This window comes from Enhydrobacter sp. (assembly GCF_030246845.1).
In the GTDB taxonomy this organism is placed as follows: domain Bacteria; phylum Pseudomonadota; class Alphaproteobacteria; order Reyranellales; family Reyranellaceae; genus Reyranella.
Genome location: NZ_CP126889.1, coordinates 3,826,021 through 3,845,278 on the forward strand (window position 1 = coordinate 3,826,021; position 19,258 = coordinate 3,845,278).

26 protein-coding genes are annotated in these 19,258 nt (G+C 60.5%); 11 read left to right on the forward strand and 15 right to left on the reverse strand.

The window, feature by feature from the left end; all coding sequences use genetic code 11:
• The first annotated feature begins 32 nt into the window (after positions 1-32).
• A complete protein-coding gene (locus tag OJF58_RS27180; RefSeq protein ID WP_366526783.1) occupies positions 33-572 on the forward strand; it encodes an exopolysaccharide biosynthesis protein in 540 nt (179 codons plus the stop codon).
• A 67-nt stretch (positions 573-639) separates the two neighbouring features.
• On the opposite strand, the gene OJF58_RS19095 is transcribed toward OJF58_RS27180, so the two are convergent.
• From OJF58_RS19095 to OJF58_RS19110, 4 genes are all read right to left on the reverse strand, one after another.
• A complete protein-coding gene (locus tag OJF58_RS19095; protein WP_300779342.1) occupies positions 640-1,368 on the reverse strand; it encodes a hypothetical protein in 729 nt (242 codons plus the stop codon).
• Between the two features lie 210 nt (positions 1,369-1,578).
• Positions 1,579-2,001 carry a hypothetical protein gene (locus OJF58_RS19100; RefSeq protein ID WP_300779343.1) on the reverse strand — a complete coding sequence of 141 codons (423 nt, stop codon included), beginning with the start codon at positions 1,999-2,001 and terminating at the stop codon, positions 1,579-1,581.
• Between the two features lie 86 nt (positions 2,002-2,087).
• Positions 2,088-2,294, reverse strand: coding sequence for a hypothetical protein (locus OJF58_RS19105; RefSeq protein WP_300779344.1), 207 nt, complete (start codon positions 2,292-2,294; stop codon positions 2,088-2,090).
• A gap of 47 nt (positions 2,295-2,341) precedes the next feature.
• Entirely contained in the window at positions 2,342-2,560 is a 219-nt protein-coding gene (locus tag OJF58_RS19110) for a hypothetical protein (protein ID WP_300779345.1), read from the reverse strand.
• 324 nt (positions 2,561-2,884) lie between these two features.
• Between OJF58_RS19110 and OJF58_RS19115 the strand changes: the two genes are divergently transcribed.
• The 6 genes from OJF58_RS19115 (at position 2,885) to OJF58_RS19140 (ending at position 6,874) form a co-directional block, all read left to right on the forward strand.
• On the forward strand, positions 2,885-3,187 hold the full coding sequence (locus OJF58_RS19115; RefSeq protein WP_300779346.1) for a hypothetical protein: 303 nt from the start codon (positions 2,885-2,887) through the stop codon (positions 3,185-3,187).
• Between the two features lie 11 nt (positions 3,188-3,198).
• The gene (locus tag OJF58_RS19120) at positions 3,199-3,603 is read left to right on the forward strand and encodes a hypothetical protein (protein ID WP_300779347.1); all 405 of its coding nucleotides are present in this window, start codon (positions 3,199-3,201) and stop codon (positions 3,601-3,603) included.
• 338 nt (positions 3,604-3,941) lie between these two features.
• Positions 3,942-4,409, forward strand: coding sequence for a hypothetical protein (locus OJF58_RS19125; protein ID WP_300779348.1), 468 nt, complete (start codon positions 3,942-3,944; stop codon positions 4,407-4,409).
• Positions 4,410-4,495: 86 nt separating this feature from the next.
• Positions 4,496-5,197: a Crp/Fnr family transcriptional regulator gene (locus tag OJF58_RS19130; RefSeq protein ID WP_300779349.1), complete on the forward strand. Its 702-nt coding sequence runs from the start codon at positions 4,496-4,498 to the stop codon at positions 5,195-5,197.
• Between the two features lie 49 nt (positions 5,198-5,246).
• Positions 5,247-5,864: a hypothetical protein gene (locus OJF58_RS19135; protein WP_300779350.1), complete on the forward strand. Its 618-nt coding sequence runs from the start codon at positions 5,247-5,249 to the stop codon at positions 5,862-5,864.
• Between the two features lie 173 nt (positions 5,865-6,037).
• A complete protein-coding gene (locus OJF58_RS19140) occupies positions 6,038-6,874 on the forward strand; it encodes a ferritin-like domain-containing protein (RefSeq protein ID WP_300779351.1) in 837 nt (278 codons plus the stop codon).
• A gap of 18 nt (positions 6,875-6,892) precedes the next feature.
• Here OJF58_RS19140 and OJF58_RS19145 read toward each other — a convergent pair whose 3' ends face one another.
• The 6 genes from OJF58_RS19145 to OJF58_RS27185 form a co-directional block, all read right to left on the reverse strand.
• Positions 6,893-8,671, reverse strand: coding sequence for an SLC13 family permease (locus OJF58_RS19145; protein ID WP_300779352.1), 1,779 nt, complete (start codon positions 8,669-8,671; stop codon positions 6,893-6,895).
• Positions 8,668-9,444, reverse strand: a complete 777-nt coding sequence (locus tag OJF58_RS19150; RefSeq protein WP_300779354.1) for a tetratricopeptide repeat protein — start codon at positions 9,442-9,444, stop codon at positions 8,668-8,670. Before OJF58_RS19150 ends, OJF58_RS19145 begins: the two co-directional genes overlap by 4 nt.
• Positions 9,445-9,696: 252 nt before the next feature.
• Positions 9,697-10,059: a hypothetical protein gene (locus OJF58_RS19155; protein WP_300779355.1), complete on the reverse strand. Its 363-nt coding sequence runs from the start codon at positions 10,057-10,059 to the stop codon at positions 9,697-9,699.
• A 346-nt stretch (positions 10,060-10,405) separates the two neighbouring features.
• Positions 10,406-10,576, reverse strand: a complete 171-nt coding sequence (locus OJF58_RS19160; RefSeq protein ID WP_300779356.1) for a DUF3309 family protein — start codon at positions 10,574-10,576, stop codon at positions 10,406-10,408.
• A 94-nt stretch (positions 10,577-10,670) separates the two neighbouring features.
• Positions 10,671-11,333 (reverse strand): Crp/Fnr family transcriptional regulator, encoded by a 663-nt coding sequence (locus OJF58_RS19165; RefSeq protein WP_300779357.1) that lies wholly within the window; start codon positions 11,331-11,333, stop codon positions 10,671-10,673.
• 811 nt (positions 11,334-12,144) lie between these two features.
• A complete protein-coding gene (locus tag OJF58_RS27185) occupies positions 12,145-12,288 on the reverse strand; it encodes a hypothetical protein (protein WP_366526784.1) in 144 nt (47 codons plus the stop codon).
• On the opposite strand from OJF58_RS27185, the gene OJF58_RS19175 reads away from it, so the two are divergent.
• Entirely contained in the window at positions 12,253-12,960 is a 708-nt protein-coding gene (locus OJF58_RS19175; RefSeq protein WP_366526785.1) for a Crp/Fnr family transcriptional regulator, read from the forward strand. The two genes, OJF58_RS27185 and OJF58_RS19175, sit on opposite strands and share 36 nt — an antisense overlap.
• 393 nt (positions 12,961-13,353) lie before the next feature.
• Here OJF58_RS19175 and OJF58_RS19180 read toward each other — a convergent pair whose 3' ends face one another.
• A complete protein-coding gene (locus OJF58_RS19180; RefSeq protein WP_300779360.1) occupies positions 13,354-13,803 on the reverse strand; it encodes a hypothetical protein in 450 nt (149 codons plus the stop codon).
• 274 nt (positions 13,804-14,077) lie between these two features.
• Here OJF58_RS19180 and OJF58_RS19185 point away from each other — a divergent pair, with 274 nt between their 5' ends.
• A complete protein-coding gene (locus OJF58_RS19185) occupies positions 14,078-14,599 on the forward strand; it encodes an adenylate/guanylate cyclase domain-containing protein (RefSeq protein WP_366526786.1) in 522 nt (173 codons plus the stop codon).
• A gap of 42 nt (positions 14,600-14,641) precedes the next feature.
• On the opposite strand, the gene OJF58_RS27190 is transcribed toward OJF58_RS19185, so the two are convergent.
• Positions 14,642-14,788 carry an entericidin A/B family lipoprotein gene (locus OJF58_RS27190; RefSeq protein ID WP_366526787.1) on the reverse strand — a complete coding sequence of 49 codons (147 nt, stop codon included), beginning with the start codon at positions 14,786-14,788 and terminating at the stop codon, positions 14,642-14,644.
• A 133-nt stretch (positions 14,789-14,921) separates the two neighbouring features.
• Positions 14,922-15,311 (reverse strand): hypothetical protein, encoded by a 390-nt coding sequence (locus tag OJF58_RS19190; RefSeq protein ID WP_300779361.1) that lies wholly within the window; start codon positions 15,309-15,311, stop codon positions 14,922-14,924.
• A 749-nt stretch (positions 15,312-16,060) separates the two neighbouring features.
• Here OJF58_RS19190 and OJF58_RS19195 point away from each other — a divergent pair.
• Positions 16,061-16,435, forward strand: a complete 375-nt coding sequence (locus OJF58_RS19195) for a hypothetical protein (RefSeq protein ID WP_300779363.1) — start codon at positions 16,061-16,063, stop codon at positions 16,433-16,435.
• A 279-nt stretch (positions 16,436-16,714) separates the two neighbouring features.
• Positions 16,715-17,794, forward strand: coding sequence for an IS630 family transposase (locus OJF58_RS19200; RefSeq protein ID WP_300779365.1), 1,080 nt, complete (start codon positions 16,715-16,717; stop codon positions 17,792-17,794).
• Positions 17,795-17,893: 99 nt separating this feature from the next.
• On the opposite strand, the gene OJF58_RS19205 is transcribed toward OJF58_RS19200, so the two are convergent.
• Both OJF58_RS19205 and OJF58_RS19210 read right to left on the reverse strand, forming a co-directional pair.
• A complete protein-coding gene (locus tag OJF58_RS19205) occupies positions 17,894-18,259 on the reverse strand; it encodes a hypothetical protein (protein WP_300779366.1) in 366 nt (121 codons plus the stop codon).
• A gap of 99 nt (positions 18,260-18,358) precedes the next feature.
• Complete coding sequence (locus tag OJF58_RS19210; protein WP_300779367.1) at positions 18,359-18,811, reverse strand: hypothetical protein; 453 nt, start codon at positions 18,809-18,811, stop codon at positions 18,359-18,361.
• Positions 18,812-19,258: the final 447 nt, after the last annotated feature.

Below are 19,258 nucleotides of genomic sequence, written 5' to 3' on the forward strand. Positions count from 1 at the left end.
ACTGTGCGCTGTTTGCCTAACAACGCCGTCACTTGCATGCGTCGATCGAATGGCTGATGGGCCAGCTCGTTCGGCGCTCGCTCGGTCAGGCCCTCTTTGTGATGGCGGTGATCGCTCCCGCCTGCGCGTCCACGATCATTGGCTTACTGGTTGCCTGGCTGGCCGCTCAGATGGTCCTCGGCCACGAAGTGGCTATGCTCCCGCGCATGATTGCTCGCCAGAAGATCGCTGTGGCTACAGTGAATGCCCTTCAGCATATGCCTCGACCAGACGCATCTTTGCTGATTGGTAGGCAAACCATTCGGCCCTGTTCGAGACCGGGCGACCCGAGATATCGATCTGGGGGACTTCTATACTGTCGAATTCACCCCCTCGGGTCGAGCCCAACCAGCCACTGTAGGCTTCTTGCAATTCACCGCGCAGACGAGAACGCTTTTGGTCCAAGGATTCCATTAAAACACACCATATGTTCGAGTTCGCCACCCGCGGTAACCGCGAAAGACATCGTGGTATCGAGAGAACAGGGTCGACTGGTTAAGCCTCGTCAAGCCGGGGCTTTGAGCAACCAGTAGGCGAGAAAAAGAACGATCAATAGAGCCGGAAATAAAACCGGCGGGACGAGCCAGCTCTTGAAGTTCTTCACAGAGCACCTTGTTGGCGTGGACGCACGATCGTTGTCGATCCAGACCTAAATTCTATGACCCGCGATAGTTGGCTTCGGGCCACATCCTTGGCCGGATCGGAGACACCTGATTGTGGTCGCGTGTCGTTCCACAGGAGATCGGCCGCACCACCGTTTGCAACAATGGCCAGTGCTGCCGCTTCCGCGGCGTCGAATGCGGGCTGAGCCTCTTGATAGTGGCCATAGAAATGACCGTCCCTGGTGACCTCCCAGATCCCGATGCGGCGTTTGACTTCAAATCGAGTGATAGCGCGCCCTTTGAAGGCATCGGCGGCGGCATCGTCGTTGTGCTGCTCGACGGCGCGCAGATGCGACGGCATCGCTTCGCGAGCTTCACCACGCTCGCCGCGCCGGTTCACGATCTGCAGTACCTTCCGGACGAACTGGTCGGTATAAGCATGGGTGTCGGTAAAATCATGTTCATGACGACGCCCATGCTGCGGTTCGCTGAAAACTGCGCCCAGATGAGCGATGAACTTGGGTTCGGCTTGCGTCATGTGCGCGATGAGGGTCTGTAAGATGCGCTCGTTCGCTAGGACCCGTCGTTCCAAGTCGGTGTCTTCAACGTCGCCGCTCGGCCAAGCCGACTGCAGCCTCGCGCGCTCCCTTTCGTGGGCGCCATTGGTTTCGTCCCGACGGCCGATGTTCGCCGGGCCAAAGGCCGGCCGCTTGGGTTCGATTGTCATGAGGTTTCCTTCCTGGGATGCCGCGCGCTGCCTGATCGGGACGGGTCGAAGCGCCTCGTGAGGCTTTGGCTCACATCGAACAAGGATATGGGGCGCGCAAAGAGGGATAGTAAGGGACGAAAGGCGCTTGGCAGGAAATTAATTGTCAATGCTTCGCCCGTCGGGCGCTGAGCGGTTTGCCGCGCCGGTCTTGTGAATGTGACGTCCGGATTAGAGCCCACTCTCTTGCGCGGCGTTGATGGCCTCCAGCGCCTTTGGCCACTGTACGTACTTGCGTCGCATTCTCTGCATATCGACGGCGAGCGCGTCGCATCGCAGATGGAGGACGGCATCCTCGACCCTGCGGTCCGTCGCCTCGTCGACAACTGCGAAGTTCAGCCATTTCCGGCACTCGATGTTGCGTCTAGTCCAAGCCACGATATCGGGCGGCATGTTATCCAGCCGGTCATCGAGCAGGGCACGGCGGTCGACGCAGACGGCGAGCACCGATCCACCGAGCAGACTCAATAAGCCCGCAAGAATCACCAGATAGACAGCCTTTTTCCCCGAACCAGGCGCTCCTCCCTCTTTTTCGACAGCTCGACGGTCGACGTTCGCCGGGCCAAAGGCCGGCTGCTTCGGATCGATTGTCATTGGAGGTCCCCTTCCTGGGGCGGCGTCTGGGGCAGCGTGCGCCTTGTCCAGACGGGACATTCCGAGACGCTGCGTGGCGAGACGATCTATTGCGGCCGACCGATGGATGTTCGCTCGACTTCTGTCGGCCGCTGGCGTCGTGCCTCGGCAATGGCATCCTCCGGATTGGAGTAACGGAACTCTCCGACATGAAAGTAGTCGACCGGGACCCGAGTGATCCCGTACGCGGCCACTTGATCGGCGATGTCCGCGGCGATGGTCGGGCGCTCTTCGCTATGTTGGGAATATGTCATGGCGTCGTTCCTCTCGACTGGCGCGGCAACGAACAGCACGCGTCAGATCAGAATTGTCTCCCCTGCATCCAGGCGCCGACATCCTGCTTCGCCTGCTCGTCCGACATGCTGGCGCGTGTCTTGACCATCGAGCAGAGCTGCCCTTCGGTCTTGATGGTCGAGCAATCGAAGTTGGTCAGGAAGGGCCACTTCTGCTGCGCGTCCTTCATATGGCCGTGTTTGCGCGCCACAACTTCGGCGCTTTCGCCGCCCTGGAATCCAAACATGATGATCTCCGGAGAGCCGGCAGCCCAAAGTTGAATCCGTGTTGGGATGATCGAAGGCTCTCGCTTGTCCGTTAGATGGACATTTTCGACGCGAACTTCAAGGCACACCGCAACTTTGTTTTTAGTTTCCCGGGCCGCGGCACATCAGTCTGCAACCAAGTGTGGAAACAGCCCGGAGATACAGATTCCTCGTCCGGCCGGATTGGTAAGCGGCCCGCCAGTTGCTTCATCAGGGCAGCCACCACTTTCATGCCAATGCCATTGCCTCCGGGTTAGGCCGCCCGTGACTCCCCTGGACAACTTTGCACCGAGCACGCAAAGTCCATGTTGGCCGGCTGGGCCGAATCGAAAGGTGACCGTGACCGGCTCGCCGCTATGCTTTTTCGCGAGTTCGTTGACGATGAGCCCGATGGCCGGGATCTGCGTCGTCGGGATGCTCGCATCGGAGCCATCGAGGAATCGGCGCCAAGAATCATCGAGATGTCACGCAAAGGCGGCGCAGATAAGCCGGTGCGCTCCCGCGGCTTCATCGGCGGTAAAGCCTTGATGCATGCCGCGGCAAGGACGCGAAGTTCAGCGATCGCGAGTCGTCCTATCAACTTGGGGCCGACCAAGCAGCGCAGCTGACCATGTAGCAGATGAAACCAGGCTTCCTGAACATGTTCATGAAATGGCTGACCGGCGGTCGCATCGTGCCGATGAATCTCGGCCAGGCCCGCCTTGGCCTGGGTGATGGACGCCGTGATCTGTTGCGGCCCTCGTTACTTGCCGAAGTTCGCCAGAAGCAGCAGCGTCCACGCCAGCCGCTTCTCGCCCGAGTTGAAGAGCTGATTGATCAGATCCTCCTCGATGCGGCTGTTGCGGGTCAGCAGATAGGCGGTGAAGAGTTCGCCGAACGCCGCTTCTTCGTGAAGGACACGGGCCAACTCGGCTTTGCTCACGCGCGTCAGGCCACTTTCGATCATAGTTGTGGCCGTCGGCAGGCGCAGGGGCTGACCAACCAGGCATCCTTCTCCGCAGAACCCGTCCCAGGATCGCGATGACCGCCTCCTTGTCCTGCCGGGGCGCGACCGCGATCTTGATCCGGCCTTTCTGGACATCGAACACGGCATCCGCCGGGCCGGCCTGCTGATAGACGATGGTATCCTTGGGATGGACGATGTGATGTGGCTCGCGGTGGCGAGAAACGCCTTAGCGTCGAAAGTGGATTTGGCTTGTTTTTGCCATGGCGAACCCCCAATACCGATTTTCAGAACGAGTTTACGACCATGACTGGTCCTCGTCCGGAACGCATCAGCGTTGGACTCATTAAAAAAGGCCGCTGCGGTCAATATTGGACAGACTCCGAGAGACTCCGGAAATTAGTTTAGCCGGACTGGGTGTGGAAGCGTGGACGATCAAGCATCGCCGGTGCGGGCTCGCCATTTGGGTGAAGCGAAACGCACTGGCGTCGGTTTTGCTGAAGCCTGATCGTCCCGCTTGCCTGTTTGGGCTCCCTTGCCGGCAGCACGATTCTTCGCTGTCGGCCGTGGCGCAGGGGGAAGGTGTGGCAAATCTTTCAGGTCAAAACTCGGCACGCTCTTTTTGGAAGAGCGGGGCGAAGGTCGGCGGCGCCCCGATTCACCAGCTGCGGCGGAGCTCGTCATTGGAGCGCGTCGTGCTCTGGGTTTCGAGGCTCGCGTTGCCGGCGATCACCTATTTGTTAGGGCAAGTCCTCTACTGGCTGTGGTTCGACAATCTCGACGTCGACAACCACGTGGGGGTCCTGATCGGAGGCCTGTCGCTCAGCGTCGTCCTCCTACTGGTGCTGGTTCTGACGCTGACCAGCTGGTGCTTCGGTGAGAGGTAGATGGGTGGGTGGCGATGCTTGGTTCGGTAGGAATACCAGTGGCTGGCGTAGTCGACGCCCTGGCCCTGAAATTCAGGAACTTGGGAATGGATCGCGAAGAGGAGCTGCAAACCCTACTGCTGCTCGTCAAGGTCAAAGGACACGTCAGGCGTGGCGAAGACATTATCAAGCTGGGCAATTCGCCGAGCTATTCGACGGTTCTGCTGAAAGGCCTAGCCTGCCGCTACAAGTTGACCGAGAGCGGCCGTCGCCAGATCTTCACTTTCCAGTACCCCGGCGATTTTTGTGACTTCGATCGCTATATCCTGCCGGGACAGGACTACGCGGTGGCGGCGCTGACCGACTGCTCGATCGGCGTGCTTCTTCACGAGGATATTGAGCGGGTTACCGCTCTCTATCCAGGGCTCGGGCTCGCTCTGTGGCGCAGCACGATGGTAGAGGCAAGCATCTTCCAAGAAAGACTGTTGAATGTGAGGTCGCGACCTGCGCTTCCGCGTATCGCCCACCTCCTGTGTGAACTGATGGTTCGGCTCGATGCGATCGGCATCGACGGCACCATCATCCCGATGACCCAGGTCGATCTGGCCGACGCCGCCAGCCTTTCGCCGGTCCATATGAACCGCATGATCCAGGATCTGCGCAAGCGCGGCACTCTCTCGAATAGTACGCGCGCGATCGAGGTTGCTCACAGAAACCAGCTGATGGATATCGGCGAGTTCGACGGACGCTACCTCAATATTCCGCAACTACGGTCACCGAGTATGCATCCGCTGAGGGTCGTGGTTTAGTGGCGACGGGCATTGTTGCGGGACGGGTAACGGAGCATGGTGAGTCATCATGGGTGTTCCTACCGCCATCTGGCTGACGTACCGCGAGGCAGCAGAACGATTGAAGGTCACGCCGGCTACAGTGGCTGACACGGCACGTCGCATGAAGTGGCCGAGCCGCCCTCGGAACGATGACACATCCGAAGTCGAGGTGCCCGGTGAAGTCCTGGCGGAGGCCCCCGAGACGGCGGTTCCAGCCGTGGCAATTGACGCCGTCGCGCTCGAGGCGGCGATCAAAGCGGCCGTGCAGCCTCTGCAGGCCATCATCGACGCCCTGCTCGAGAATGCGCGCGCGAGCCGCGCGGCAGTTGAAGCCCTGATCCTCGAACGGAACGCCGCCCGGGCCGACGCGGCCGAGCTGCAGGAGAACACGACCGTCAACGAGCAGAAGATCGCCGATTTGAAGCCGGCCCTCGAGCGGGAAGTGCGAGACCGCCGAAGCCTTCAGACGCAAGCCGACCTGTCGCGCCAGGCGCACCATGCAGCCAGCGAAAGAGCGGCCAGAGCGAGTGCGTCGAGCTTCAAGGAAGAGCTCCGTCGCGAGGATGTCGAAGCCGAAATCGCCCAGCTGAGGCGTGAGATCGAAACGTTGAAGGCCCGCAAGCGCCGTTGGTGGAGGCCGGGCTGAGCCTGACGGAGAGCGCTTTCGGCGATCTCGGCCTTGATGACGCCGTGTTTCCGACGGCATGCGCGAACCTGCTATTATTTACACCGGGGACGATCGGGTGGCCGTGCAAGCGACCCCGGGAAGGTGGACGCGGATTGCGCCGCCCTTTCGTACATCACCACGGAGACGTCGCCATGGCGGTTCGAAGCCTCGGCAAGAAGCGTGGAGCTTTCTGGTCCATTGAGGATATTCCGTACCACGCGCTGGCGTCCCGCTCGGGCAGCCTCGACCAGCGGCTCTTCTATCTCGTTGCTTCCGCATCCTTCATCGAAATCACGTCGACGCTCTATACGCGCAACCTGGTTGACTACTTCCGACACGACAGCGAGGTCGTCGACTGGCTGGAGCGGGAGTGGGAGAGCGAGGAGCTGCGGCATGGCGCGGCGTTGAAGCGCTACGTCCAGACGGCATGGCCCGATTTCGGGTGGGATGAGGCTTATCGGACCTTTCTCGCCCTGTACAAGCCGCTTTGCACCATCGAGCAACTCGCAGGCACACGGGCCCTCGAGATGGCGGCCCGCTGTGTCGTGGAGACCGGCACTGCCGCGTTCTACCGCATGTTGTCGGAGTCGTGCGAGGAGCCGGTGCTGAGCCGGCTGGCTGCCCAGATCAGCGCCGATGAGGTTCGTCACTACAAGCACTTCTACCGCTACTTCCTGCGCTACCGGGCGCTCGAACGCCCGGGCCGCGCCGCCGTGCTGCGCACTCTCTGGGGCCGACTGGCCGCCGTTGAAGCGGAGGACGCTTTCTGTGCCTACAAGGCCGTGTTCATTGCCTGCCATCCCGACTGCGTCTTCCAGCACAGCGATTACGATGCCTGGCGCGATGACGTCCTGCAGCTCTTGAGACATCACCTGCCTCACGAAATGGCAGTCAAGATGCTGCTGAAGCCGCTCGACCTGCAGGCATGGATAGGACGCGCGATGGTGCCGGTTGTTGCCAGGGCATCACGCCGCTTCCGGGTGCGATAAGCTTTACGCCGGTCGCTGCTATTGCAATGGCCAGGTGAAGAGAATGAGCGGGGTCCCGATTGCGACGACGATGCACGACAGTGGCAGTCCGAGGCGCCAATAGTCACCGAAGCGATATCCGCCGGGACCCATGACCAGCATGTTGTTCTGGTGGCCGATGGGCGTCAGGAAGTCGCACGAAGCTCCAAGCGCAACCGCCATCAGAAATGCGTCCGGCATGAAGCCCAGATTGCGCGCCAGAATCGCGGCGATAGGTCCCATGACGACCACGGCAGGCGCATGGTGCAGGAACGGCGTTACGAGCATTGAGGTAAGCAGAACCAAGGCGACGGCGAGTCCTCCGGGCAAGTGTGCCGCGACGATCGTTAACCCATTCCCAACAAGGCCAGCCGCCCCGGTCGCCTGCAGAGATTCACCGACTGGGATGAGCGCGCCAAGCATCACGACGATTGGCCAATCGATTGCGTCGTAGGCTTCCTTCGGGGTCAGCAGCCGAAGGAGGACAACGAGCACGGCGGCGATGAAAAAGGCCACCTCAACCGGCAAAAGCTTTAGTGCCACCAGTGCCATGGCGGCGAGAAGGATCGCCAACGGCAAGAGTCGTGGCCGCTTCCGCCCTATGGTCAGATAGCGTTCTGCCAGCGGCAAGCATCCGAGCTGGACTATCGCTTCGGGCAAGGTCTTGGCGTATCCTTGCATGAGCACTACATCTCCGATCTGAAACCTGGTTCGGGCCAGCCGGGTCGTGAGCCGTCGCGCCCCTCGACTGATAGACAGCAAGTTGGTTTGGAAGCGCCGTCTCAAGTGGAGGTCGAATGACGTTTGACCGACCATTGGTGATTCGGCCATGACGACGGCCTCCACGGTCTCCAGCTCCTCCTCCTTGGCCAGAAGCAACGACCTGCCGGCTGCGCCGACGAGCTCGAGTTGACCTTGATCAAGAAAAGGCTTGAGTACAGCCGGGTCGGCTTGAAGAACCAGCACGTCATGCTCGAACAGCGTCCAGTCGCCGCTTGGGATGTAGCGCCGGTTGCCTTCGCGGATGATCGCCGTAATCGCAACGCCGCCGTCCCCAAACTCTTCAACATCTTGAACAGTTTTGCCGGCGAATGATGAGGTATTTGGAATCCTAGCTTCGCTCAAATAATCCTCTATCTCGAACCGCTTTACGACTGCGCATTCGGCCGTGCGGCCCTTCGGGATCAATCGCCAGCCGAGGGCGAGAAACACGACCGCAAGAACTGTGAGCGGTAGGCCAACTGGCGCAAAATCGAAGAAAGCAAAGGGATGGCCTTCGAAGTCTTGACGAACAACGGAGATCAGCAGATTCGGCGACGTCCCTATTTGAGTGATGGTACCACCGATGAGCGAACCGAACGCGAGCGGCATGAGGTAAGCCGACGGAGATCGTTCAGCGCGCTCTGCAGTCTGAACCGCGATAGGCATGAAGATACCGAGGGTGCCCACGTTCTTCATGAAGGCGGAGAGGATTGCAACGCACGCGGTCAGTGCTCCAATCTGGGCTGACGTAGAATGAAGTCGGCGCAGTGACCCCCTTATCGCGAGTTCAATGACGCCGGAAATCGCGATGGCGCGGCTCAGGACGAGCACCGATGCAATGATGATGATGACTGGATTGGCAAAGCCGATAAAGGCCTTATCAGCAGGCACAACGCCGGTCAGCAAAGCCGATGCGAGCGCGACGAGTGCCACGATGTCATGCCGCAGGCCACCCCAGACGAAAAGGCCGAGCATCGAGACGACAATCAAGAAAGCTTCGCTCTGATGGAGCGTCATTGGCATAACTTCTCAGTCAAAACGGGTCGGGGGTGTCCTCGCCGGGGTCGTCGTTTTATTTTATTGCACTCCAAGCTTGCCATCCCGTCTGCGATATCTGCCCGTATCGCCCTGGCGGCTGCGATGTCGGCATCTCCGCCTGACGAATCGCCTTTTATGCGCTTGGCCATTCCCCGGCCAAAGAGCGAATAGGGGTCGCCTGGGTTTGCCCGCAGTTCCGCGTCGTAGTCGGCGATCGCTGCCTCGTAACGCTTCATCTTGAAGTATATAAAGCCGCGGGAAGCCAATGTGTTGGCATCGCCCGGCCTGAGGCGAAGGGACTCATTGCCGTCCGCCAGTCCCTGCTCGAGCTGGCCCATCAGCGCCTTCGCAAAACACCGGTTGTTGAGAGCCATGGCACTCTTGGGCGTGAGTCTCAGGGTCTGGTCGTAGTCCTGGATCGCCCGCTCATATTGCCCCATGGCCCGGTAGGAGGTGCCCCGATTATTGAAAGCATCGGCATCCTTGGGGTTGATCGCGATCACATGATCGTAGTCCTCTATCGCGCGATCATACTGACCCTTGTCGTCAAACGCGTTCCCTCGGTTCTTGAACGCCGCAGCCAGGTCCTTTCCGCCGACGTGTCCGCCGGCAATGAGGGCGGAACAAGCCTCGATCGTCTGGTCTGGACTGCTGTTCCCGAAACATTTTTTGCTGAATTCCTCGTAACCTTGCGCAAGCGCTGGCACCCCAATCGCGGCAGACAGCACCCCGGCCAGGATCGAGCGCGTCATGTAAGCCTCCGACGCTTCCTCTGCGTTCGCGAGAGAGCCGCCCACTTGCGAGATCTTGAACCACAACCATATGAGCCGCGGGTCGTTCTCGCGCCTGAATCATATTAACATGCTCTTGGCCGCGCGCGCATTGACCTCTCACCCGACGCTGCAGGGGACGGCGGAGCCAGGGCCGTCCGACCCGAGCGTCCGGCCTTGGCGATGGTGTATGCTGTTGCCGCCGCCGATGGACCGGCGCTGCCCAGCAGTCGATCAGGTCTTGGGAACCGGCGGAGGCGCCAGAAGCTCGGCGCAGGCCCGCGCGACATCGGTGTCGGTCGTCTTGCTGCCGGGCATGAGAGCGAAGCCGCTCTTCTTGACGGCGCTGCCGCGCTCCCATGTGCTTGCCTTGGCGAGATCGGCAATCTTGGCCGAGGCGTCGTCCTGGGCCCGGAACCGCTCGGCGCAGACCGGCGCCAACGCCGTCACGACGGCGTCATGCGCAGCCATTGCCGTATCCTTGCGGGCGGTACTGCCCGTCACCCAGCCACCCCAACCGAAGCCGACGATCGCGCAAGCTATGGCGCCGCCGATGAAGCCCCACACCAGGGGTTTGGTATACGTTGGAAATTGCATGGCGAATCCTTTCATGGCCGGGATGCGGCCGTCCGGTCGGTGCACGCGCGATCGCGTGGCCGACGATCAGCAGAAAGCATAAAGATGGAAGGCGAACGCGTAGTATGCGCCAATCGCGAATGGGAGGGCCGGGATCGCGCATGGGCGGCGTCGGTCAGCGAGCGGGCAGCGGACCCACAACGATAGTCCATGGCAGCCGACTCGATCGTGTTGTCCTTTCGACCAATGACAGGCGTCCGTAAAGCAACTGGGACTTCCGGTCGAGAATACCAATCACGTCTGTGTGCTCAGTTCGCGGTTCCGCGACTTCGCCGGATGCGTACGAACGCGCTGACGATCTTTCGGATCAGGCGGCGTTGAGATGCAAGCCGCCAAAAAGCCAGAGTACAACGAGGACAATCAGAATGAGGCCGAACACGCCACCCAGCCCGCGTCCTCCGTAACGATTGTAGCCATAGTAGCCGCCACCGCCGCCAAGCAGCAGGATCAAGATGATGATGATCAGGATTGCGCTCATTGCCACCTCGGCTTGTGCGAGGCGTCAGACTAGGCGTTGGGACGACGGAAGTCCGTCCGCTTTTGAACACGGCAAGACCGCCGGCAGGTTCTTTTCAGGTCTCGTCGCGCAACACGACGCTCAGCAGGGAGCTGTGGATCTGCAGGTGGCCGTTGTAGGAGATGAACCCCAACTTCCGGAACTTGTTCATGAAATGACTGACCCGCGGGCGGGTCGTGCCGATGATCTCGGCCAGCATCTCCTGGTTGATCGGTGTGGTGATCGGCTGCGGCCCGCCTTCCTTGCCGAAATTTGCGAGAAGGAGAAGCGTTCGCGCCAGCCGCTTCTCGCTCGAATTGAAGAGCTGGTCGATCAGGTCTTCCTCGACGCGGCTATTGCGGATCAAGAGATGGGCCGTGAAGAGTTCTCCGAACGTCGCCTCTTCGTGGAGAACGCGGATCATCTCGGCCTTGTCCACCCGCATCACCTTGCTTTCGGCCATTGCCGTGGCGGTCGCGAGGCGCAGAGGCTGACCGATCAAGCAACCCTCGCCGAAGAACTCTCCCGGCCCCAGGATCGCGATCACCGCCTCCTTGCCCTGCTTGGACGCAACCGTGATCTTGATCTTGCCTGTCTGGATGTAGAAGACGGCGTCCGCCGGCCTTTCCTGGAGGTAGACGACATCGTCCTTGCGATAGTCGGACACCGAGCGACCGTGATTGACGGTGGCGAGAAATGCCTTCGCGTCGAAGGTGGAGGATGTTGCTTTCTTTGCCATGATCGCGCGCCCTCCTGACCGCAGAAGCACTCAGGCACATTATAGGCTTTTGCTCTCGAGCTTGCTCATGAAATGCCCTTTATCGCGAAACCTCGGCAGGATTTCGACTATGCGTCGAAGGAAGGTGTCTCCCGACACCATCAGGAAATAGAGCACCAGGCAGTTGTAAGCAGACCATCGAGGATGGCGCGCGTTCCCGAGAACAGTGCGCCCGTCAGGGCGGGATCCTGGCGAACCGCGATGGCAGGGCCCTCTGCCCCGGAGCGTCCATGGCTTCCTCGGCCTGTTGGATGACTCATTGCAACGCGTGGATTGGCTCGCTTAGGACCACCAGATGGGCTTCAAGGCGCGGAATGCCCTCTGGCAATCTTTTGGCCCAAGTTGCAGCGAACCCCGATAAGGCCGCCACCAGACCCACAAGCCATCCGATAACCAGCAGGATCGGCAAGAGCGCCCCAATGGCGCGAGTGATGTGCATACGCTCAAGGACACGCACAGCAGGCTGTAGAACGAGCTTCAATACGAAGGCCAACACAACGGGAGGATGATCGAACTTGCAACATAAGTCGCCGCCAACACGCCCAGGGCGAAAAGACCGCCGAGGAAGAATGTCTGCGGATTGGACGGCAGCGGCATCTCGACCGGGTCGTCGATCTCTGCTGACGCTGCATCCGGTTCTGGAGCGGGCGGTGAGGCGGCCGATAGCTCGGCGAACGATCACCGTCCGTGACTGCGTCACCCGCCTCCGACTAAAAAACGCGAACGCGCAGAGGTTGGTCAATTCTATACAGACTCACACTCGCAAGCGGGTTCATCCTCTCGGATCAAGTCCGGCTGTGACGCAGCCTGGCATATCCACAACACGGCTATGTCCAGAAACCAAACAATCAGCGCGCGAGGCAATCGACTGCTCGGCGCAATGCAGGTTGCCAGCCTCGGGCGGATCGATCTTCACCTCGAGCCTGTCAAGCTCAAGCTCGGTGCCGTCGTCTGCGAGGCTGGCGGCCTTCTACGCCATGCCTATTTCCCACAGGGCACCGTCCTTTCGCTGTTGACGGTTTTGGAAGATGGCTCGGCAATCGAGACGGCTAATATTGGACGCGAGGGAGCATTCGGTCTCTTCGCGGCGATGTATAGCCGCGTCTCGTTCAATCGATGTCTTGTGCAGCTCGAAGGCGGCATGGTTCGTTGCCCGATCGAATTGCTGCAGTCGGAATTCAAGCGTAGTGAGCACGTGCGCGATCTCTTCGTCAGCTATTCCGAAACGCTGCTGTCGCAGGTTCAGCAGACCGTCGCCTGCAATGCCCTGCATACAACGGAAGAGAGAATGTGCCGGTGGCTCCTCATGATGCATGACCGGGCAGACGGCGAGGCCCTGCCATACACGCACGAGTTCCTGTCGCACATGCTGGGCGCCAATCGCAAATCCGTGACGCTTGCGGCGCAATCGCTACAGGTGGCCGGCCTCATCAGCTATCGTCGGGGGAGGATTCGGGTGCACGATCGGGGTGGCCTCGAAAAGGCGTCGTGTGAGTGCTACGCCATCGTCAAGGAGCGATTTGATGCCTTCTTGACACCGCCCCCAACGGCCGTCCAGGGCAATACAAAGGGACGAAGCGAGAGGTGAGAACCCGCGGGATGCTTTGATCCCATATAACCGAGGTAGCCTGGCTCAGTTCAATGCCCGGTCTGGGTATCCGATCCCGACTCTCGGTGCGCCAAGCTGGTCCATACTTCGGCCATCCGGAGGAAGTGCGACTGCAAAGCGGGATTGCGAACATCGTTCGCCAGCTGCTTGCACTCTGCCGCCAAGCGTAGGCACTCCAAGTCGCGTTTTCGCGAAGATTCCGACTTTGGCATAGCGCACCGCGTTGAAACAGCGACGCTGATTCAAAGCACGGCCTCGCGTGTCCTGTCGGTGGCCTACACCACAAAGGAATGCGGAAAAATATCCGGCGGTAGGTCAAATGCCTCGAATGCCAATTGTGACCGTTTCGAGCGACCCGGAGTGTCGTCGCGACTAAGGCGTCGTGGTGTGTGGATTGACGATGCCGCCGTTGCTGTCGATCCGATTGCCCTGAGCGTCGTAACCGAAGCCATTTTCGTAGTGGAAGGCCTCGTCGCTAGACACTGGCTCGTCCGGCGTCAGTTTCTCCTCCCGATAGCGCCGCGCGTCGATCTCGCGCGACACGCATTGCTCGTAAAGCGACGTGCCCAGAAGTAAGCCATGGTCGGAACAGACGTTGCGTGCGTCTTCGTCCAGACGCTTCACGCAGCGGGCGAGGGCTGCGCTGCCGGCGGCAAAGCCGTAGTCGAGGCAATTACGTTCCGAGGTCGCCGGCGCGTTTGCCATGCTTGCGGGAATCGAGGTCCTGTTTGGCCCGGCGCAAGCGGCAACAATCAGCCCGGCAGACAACGCCACAAACAGGTTGGGACGGAACATGATATTCACCATAGATTTCTTGCGCATAAGACAGCTCTGGAAACGGCCATCCAACTTGACGATGTCGAGGAGAGCTCCCTTGTGACATCGAATTCTTGCGAGTGGGCTCGTCGTAGGAGGAGCATCGGCAAGACGGGCGGACGCAGACATTAGTGACCGACGGCGGCGACCGAGTCTGTTCGCTATTGACCATGGACGCTTGCGTGGAGCGTCAGCCATCGACCCGGCGCAAGATTTCCAAGGCCGTCTGTCCGCCGCATCTACATTGATGTAGCGTTGCCGCATGAGTGAAGCTGCTACATTGTTCGGCACCCTGCGCCAGTCCCAAAATGCCGAGGCGGTGTTGATGCCTGAGCTTGACCTTGACCGGGTCGGCGACCTCGTGGCCTTCGATCTCGTCAATGAGCATTTCTGGTTGCTGCAGGAAGTCATCGTCTCCGAAAGAGGCGCCATCGTCGATGCGGTGATGGCGACCTTCGAGACGCCTGACCGTGCCATCGCCGCCGCCATTCGCATGCGTGAGGCGATGAGCAATCTCGGCGCCGAGCGCCAGCATCAGAATCTGGTCCTGAAGATAGGCATCCACGAGGGGCCCTGTCTCGCCGTCAACGTCAACGATCAGGAGGACTATTTCGGCCAGACCGTTAACGTCGCGTCGCGCGTGCAAGGGCTCACGGACTCGCGCTCGATCGTGGCGACGGGGAAGGTGGTGGAGAATGCCCAGACCCTGGCGCTGCTCTCGATCGCCCACCTGAAGCCGGCTCTCCGGCGCACGGCACTGCGCGGCATTGCGGACGAGGTGTCGGTCTACGATATCCCGTGAGTGACGTGGGCGGGGCGAGCTGAGCGACGCCGCGAATGGCGTCTATCGAGGTGTAGCGTTGTTCGCCCCCCTCGTTATGGCCTGACCCGTCTTGGAGATGTCCTGGCCCGCTCCCGCCGTGGTATGGCAGGCGCCCAGAAGCGGCACGATGCCCAGGAATACAAGCAGCATCAGGGTCGAACGCCGCATCTGTCCCCATAGACAAGGATTCGCCGCGCCACCGCCCGATCGAACACTTCTAGCATCGCTCGGCCGCTACTCGGCAGCCTACATCACCAATACTACCAGACGTAGGTTTCTATAGGGACAGGCACCTGCTACTTCATGGCATCCGGGGTGGTCCCTGGCGTTTGCTACGGGTTTCAGGACCTCTGCTCGAAGAGGTCACTAGTCCCATAATGATTTTGGCGGTCGCCTTGTCGATCGCGCAATGATGTTCGCTGGCCCAGCCGAAAGAGAGATTGTTTTCCTGCGCATTCACAGCGTCGATCATGCTCTCCGCATCGACCGCAGATGCGAAGGCGCAGAACAATCTCGTTCCTTTGGCCGTTCCTTGCGAACTGAGAGCAAAGCCGCCTTCGGGCAGTAAACCCTTGATCAAGAAGGCAACGAGCTCCACGGGTTCTTTCGACACATCTGCGGGAACCTCGATAACAACCAGATGGCGGTCCTTGCGCTCAAGCGTAAACGCAGGCCAGGCAAATTGGGGCATTACAGAAAAACGATTGCGCGCACTGAACGTTCCACCATTTTGGGCGAAGCCCGCGACGACGAAGGCTGTCAGCCCTAGTCGACTACCTCAGTTACGGCATCGCGCTGCCATGCGATCACTGCCATCCCGCAGGCCATGGCCTCGACCATCACCAAATCATACGGCCCGACCCAACCGACGGACGACAGGCGCTCGATGGCCTGGCCGAGTAAAGAGGCCTTTCTCCGTCTCGCCGGAGCGGGGGACATTGCGGTGGTGGCGCGATGGACTTGAGGACGTTGGTCCAATAGTCGCGATCGACTTGATAGATCTTCGCCACGATGCGCAGCTCGCTGCCCGCATTGGCGCGATCGCGGTCGGGCCGTTTCTCCGTGAGACGCGGCCTAGAACAGCAAGATCGTCGCCTCTGCGCAACTGCGGCCGCAGGGAAAGCGGGTGGACGCAAAGCGACTAGGGCCCTTGTATCTGTGATCGCCGGAACGGCGACATCTGTGATCACTAAGCGACGGCCGGCGGCGTCATGCCGACCCAAGGCCTCGAGCGATCTGTCCTTGGCGGAAACCGGCATGCTCGGGCCGTCGTCCAGCACTATCTGCCGCCCGCGGCAGTCGATCACGATTGGCGTTAGCGGCCGGACGCCACGCAGCCGCGCCCACCCATTCCCCGGACACCTTCGCTGCTGATGAAACTTCCGGAGGGCCGGCGGCGTTTATTGCGCAGGATTAGCTCTCACAGGCCGGAGGACACCAATGCGCGTCAGCGATCGCGGCGCGTCCGCAAACAGGGAACTGGTGAAGGAAGTCAATGCCTTGAAGGCGCAGCTCAAGAAGGTTTCCGCGACGATGGAAGCCGAGGCCGGCGACGGTGCTAGCCGAACGCTTGATACGATTGAAAGTAAGGGCAAGCAGGCGATCGATAACGTGATCGAGGCGGCGCAGGACTTCGTCGATGAATATGGCGACGCTGCCCGAGACCGAGTGGATGCGCTAACGAGAAGATCGGCCGAGCTGCGTGACAAGGCAACGGAATCCCTGGTCGAGACGGTGCGGCAGCGGCCGCTGGGGACGCTGGCGGTCATCGCCGGTATCGGCTTCCTGGCGGGGTACATTCGTCGGCGGCGTTAGTTCGAGCTTTTCGAGCTTCCGGCTCGACCATGCTGGGACAGAGGCTTCCGTCCGACAGGCAACTCTCATCGGGGGGGAGTGCTTTCCGCAACGGTCGGTACCCTTCCACGCTTCGCCGTCATGACCGCGAGGCGCGCGAGGCCGCGACGCAGCGACACCCGCCATGTCTGCGAGAAGACTGCGCCATCAAACCCCGGGATCAAACACCTAGTGGACCAAATCTAACATTTCGATTCGCGAGGGGATTCCCGATCGGGCTCGCGTATGCGAGTCAGAGGAATGCACGAGCGAACGAACTTTCAGTTGAATGCCACGGACCGTGGCGAGCTGGAGGCGGTGGTGGCCAACCGCAACAGCCCGCAAAAGCACGTCTGGCGGGCAAGGATCGTTCTTTTGACCGCCGACGGGCATGGCACTGCCGAGATCATGCGTGCCACCGGCAAGGCCAAGACGGTGATCTGGCGCTGGCAGGAACGGTTCGGGGCGGAAGGTGCAGCGGGGCTGTGGCGCGACAAGACACGCCCGTCGCGCATCCCGCCGCTCCATCCCGAGGTGGCCGAGCACGTTGTCGCCATGACGCTGGCAGGGCCGCCGTCGGGGGCGAGCCATTGGACCGGCCCGGCGATGGCCGAGGCGGCCGGGATCAGCGTCAGCTCGGTGCAACGGATCTGGCGCGCCCATGGCCTGAGGCCGCATCTGGTCCGCCAATTCAAGCTGTCCAATGATCCGCAGTTTGCCGCCAAGCTCAGGGACATCGTCGGGCTGTACGTCAATCCGCCCGACCACGCCATCGTGCTCTCGGTCGATGAAAAGAGCCAAATCCAGGCGCTGGACCGCACCCAGCCGGGACTGCCGATGAAGAAGGGGCGCGCCGGCACCATGACCCACGACTACAAGCGCCATGGCGTCACCACTCTGTTCGCCGCCCTCGACGTCCTGGAGGGCAAGGTTATCGGCCAGTGCATGAAGCGCCATCGTCATCAAGAGTTCATCCGCTTCCTCAACGCCATCGATGCAAGGACACCCAGGAGAAAGACGATCCACGTCATCATCGATAACTATGCCACCCACAGCCATCCCAAAGTGATGCAATGGCTCGACAAGCATCCGCGGTTCGCCTTCCACTTCACCCCAACGTCGGCGTCCTGGCTCAATGCCGTCGAGGGCTTCTTTGCAAAGCTCGCGAACAAACGCCTCAAGCGCGGCGTCTTCCGATCTCTTCGCGAACTCAAAGACGCCATCCACTGCTTCCTTCGCCTCCACAATGCAGACCCAAGGCCCTTCATCTGGACAAAGGACCCCAACAAAATCATCGCCGCCGTCAAACGAGGGCACCAAGTGTTAGATTCCATCCACTAGGGGTTCCCGTGCAACTGCAGTCCGTAGTTTTGCTATACGGCAAGTGCGGCGGCGTCGGACTCGCGGAGAGCCGGCGAGGGAGCACCGAGGCGCCTGATCCTATTGTACTGGCGTAAGCTTGAACCGGCATGAGAACCGCTTGTTGAACGCCTCGAACTCCCGCGTCTTCACATTCCCCGTAAGTTCGAGGGAATATGTATTCGCGCCGAGAGATCCCATGAAGGTTGTTTTGACAGAACCATCGGCGGCAACTGGCGTCGAGTACGTCTTCCCGCTATCGGTCTTTACCGAAAGCTCGCTGTCGGTCACGGTGAGATCGTAGAACAACTTTGAGACATCCGCCTCAACGCAGTTCGCGGGCGACCCCACTTCCATAAGCGTCACCTTCGTCCGCCAAGTCTCAGCAAGCACTGGTGGCGATAAGGTGACAATGCCTAGAACGGCTATGGTTGCAAGTGCGCGCATGTTCGACTCCAATGGAGCGCCGTCTGCCCTTGCTGCTGCCTAAATCAACGCGTGCCCTCGGTTGCATTAACAGCAGCCAGACGGCAGAGGCAGCGGCATCTACCCGGCGGAGTTATCGATCACCAACTCTACCAACTTCGCTATCTTCTCGCGTGTGAGATCGCCCGAATTCGAAATGAAAGGTTCAGCATCCGGCGGATACACAAACGCAACGCCCTTTGAGGATCCACTGGCCCCCAAACGAGTCACAACAATATTGCCGAACGCGGTCGTGATGGTTGTGGGCGCGCCGTCACCGATTCTAAACGAAACACCCACTGGCTTGTGGTCGATGTCTATTTGCGGCGCGAAAGAAAACTGATCAGCTCCGAAGTGGTACTCAAGCTCTGCGAGGAACGGCATCACCTGCTGTTCCATTGCTCTCTTGATGTGGACCACGTCGTCCAATCGGCTTTTGGCGCGGTCGGTCGCAACGGTTTGTTGACGTTGCTGCTCCGAGGCAGCAGCGGCAACCTTGGCGGAGAATTTCTGAGCCAGTTCCTGAGCGTTCATACGGCGGCTCCTTGTGGCGCGTATGTGGCTCGCGACGATTAAGAGGCTCCCTCCTCGTCGCGATAAGGACGAAAGCCCGCAATATTGCAAACACCATCCGAACAGATTAGTTGCACAGACTGCCAAAATGTCCGGAGAGCGAGTCGCGCGGCGATCGAAGTGCTGCTCCTGGCACGGGCTGCCGGCCGGACCGACGCGGCCGGCCTCGGAGAGAAAGCGGCTATCAACGAGCCGCAGATCGCCGATTTGAAGCCGGCCCTCGAGCGAGAAGTGCGAGACCGTCGAAGCTTTCAGACTCAAGCCGACCTGGCACGCGAGGCACACCATGCAGCCAACGAAAGAGCGGCCAGGGCAAGTGCATCGAGCTTCAGGGAAGGAGCTCCGCCGCGAGGATGTCGAGGCCGAAATCGCCCAGCTGAGGAGCGAGATCGAAACGCTGAAGGTTCG

Bases quoted from the DNA above. Each gene is read 5' to 3' on its own strand.
- OJF58_RS19095 (WP_300779342.1), bottom strand. From the start codon at position 1,368: ATGACAATCGAACCCAAGCGGCCGGCCTTTGGCCCGGCGAACATCGGC.
- OJF58_RS19100 (WP_300779343.1), bottom strand. From the start codon at position 2,001: ATGACAATCGATCCGAAGCAGCCGGCCTTTGGCCCGGCGAACGTCGAC.
- OJF58_RS19105 (WP_300779344.1), bottom strand. From the start codon at position 2,294: ATGACATATTCCCAACATAGCGAAGAGCGCCCGACCATCGCCGCGGAC.
- OJF58_RS19110 (WP_300779345.1), bottom strand. From the start codon at position 2,560: ATGTTTGGATTCCAGGGCGGCGAAAGCGCCGAAGTTGTGGCGCGCAAA.
- OJF58_RS19115 (WP_300779346.1), top strand. From the start codon at position 2,885: ATGTTGGCCGGCTGGGCCGAATCGAAAGGTGACCGTGACCGGCTCGCC.
- OJF58_RS19120 (WP_300779347.1), top strand. From the start codon at position 3,199: ATGAAACCAGGCTTCCTGAACATGTTCATGAAATGGCTGACCGGCGGT.
- OJF58_RS19130 (WP_300779349.1), top strand. From the start codon at position 4,496: ATGGATCGCGAAGAGGAGCTGCAAACCCTACTGCTGCTCGTCAAGGTC.
- OJF58_RS19135 (WP_300779350.1), top strand. From the start codon at position 5,247: ATGGGTGTTCCTACCGCCATCTGGCTGACGTACCGCGAGGCAGCAGAA.
- OJF58_RS19140 (WP_300779351.1), top strand. From the start codon at position 6,038: ATGGCGGTTCGAAGCCTCGGCAAGAAGCGTGGAGCTTTCTGGTCCATT.
- OJF58_RS19145 (WP_300779352.1), bottom strand. From the start codon at position 8,671: ATGACGCTCCATCAGAGCGAAGCTTTCTTGATTGTCGTCTCGATGCTC.
- OJF58_RS19150 (WP_300779354.1), bottom strand. From the start codon at position 9,444: ATGACGCGCTCGATCCTGGCCGGGGTGCTGTCTGCCGCGATTGGGGTG.
- OJF58_RS19155 (WP_300779355.1), bottom strand. From the start codon at position 10,059: ATGCAATTTCCAACGTATACCAAACCCCTGGTGTGGGGCTTCATCGGC.
- OJF58_RS19160 (WP_300779356.1), bottom strand. From the start codon at position 10,576: ATGAGCGCAATCCTGATCATCATCATCTTGATCCTGCTGCTTGGCGGC.
- OJF58_RS19165 (WP_300779357.1), bottom strand. From the start codon at position 11,333: ATGGCAAAGAAAGCAACATCCTCCACCTTCGACGCGAAGGCATTTCTC.
- OJF58_RS19175 (WP_366526785.1), top strand. From the start codon at position 12,253: ATGCAGGTTGCCAGCCTCGGGCGGATCGATCTTCACCTCGAGCCTGTC.
- OJF58_RS19180 (WP_300779360.1), bottom strand. From the start codon at position 13,803: ATGCGCAAGAAATCTATGGTGAATATCATGTTCCGTCCCAACCTGTTT.
- OJF58_RS27190 (WP_366526787.1), bottom strand. From the start codon at position 14,788: ATGCGGCGTTCGACCCTGATGCTGCTTGTATTCCTGGGCATCGTGCCG.
- OJF58_RS19190 (WP_300779361.1), bottom strand. From the start codon at position 15,311: ATGCCCCAATTTGCCTGGCCTGCGTTTACGCTTGAGCGCAAGGACCGC.
- OJF58_RS19195 (WP_300779363.1), top strand. From the start codon at position 16,061: ATGCGCGTCAGCGATCGCGGCGCGTCCGCAAACAGGGAACTGGTGAAG.
- OJF58_RS19200 (WP_300779365.1), top strand. From the start codon at position 16,715: ATGCACGAGCGAACGAACTTTCAGTTGAATGCCACGGACCGTGGCGAG.
- OJF58_RS19205 (WP_300779366.1), bottom strand. From the start codon at position 18,259: ATGCGCGCACTTGCAACCATAGCCGTTCTAGGCATTGTCACCTTATCG.
- OJF58_RS19210 (WP_300779367.1), bottom strand. From the start codon at position 18,811: ATGAACGCTCAGGAACTGGCTCAGAAATTCTCCGCCAAGGTTGCCGCT.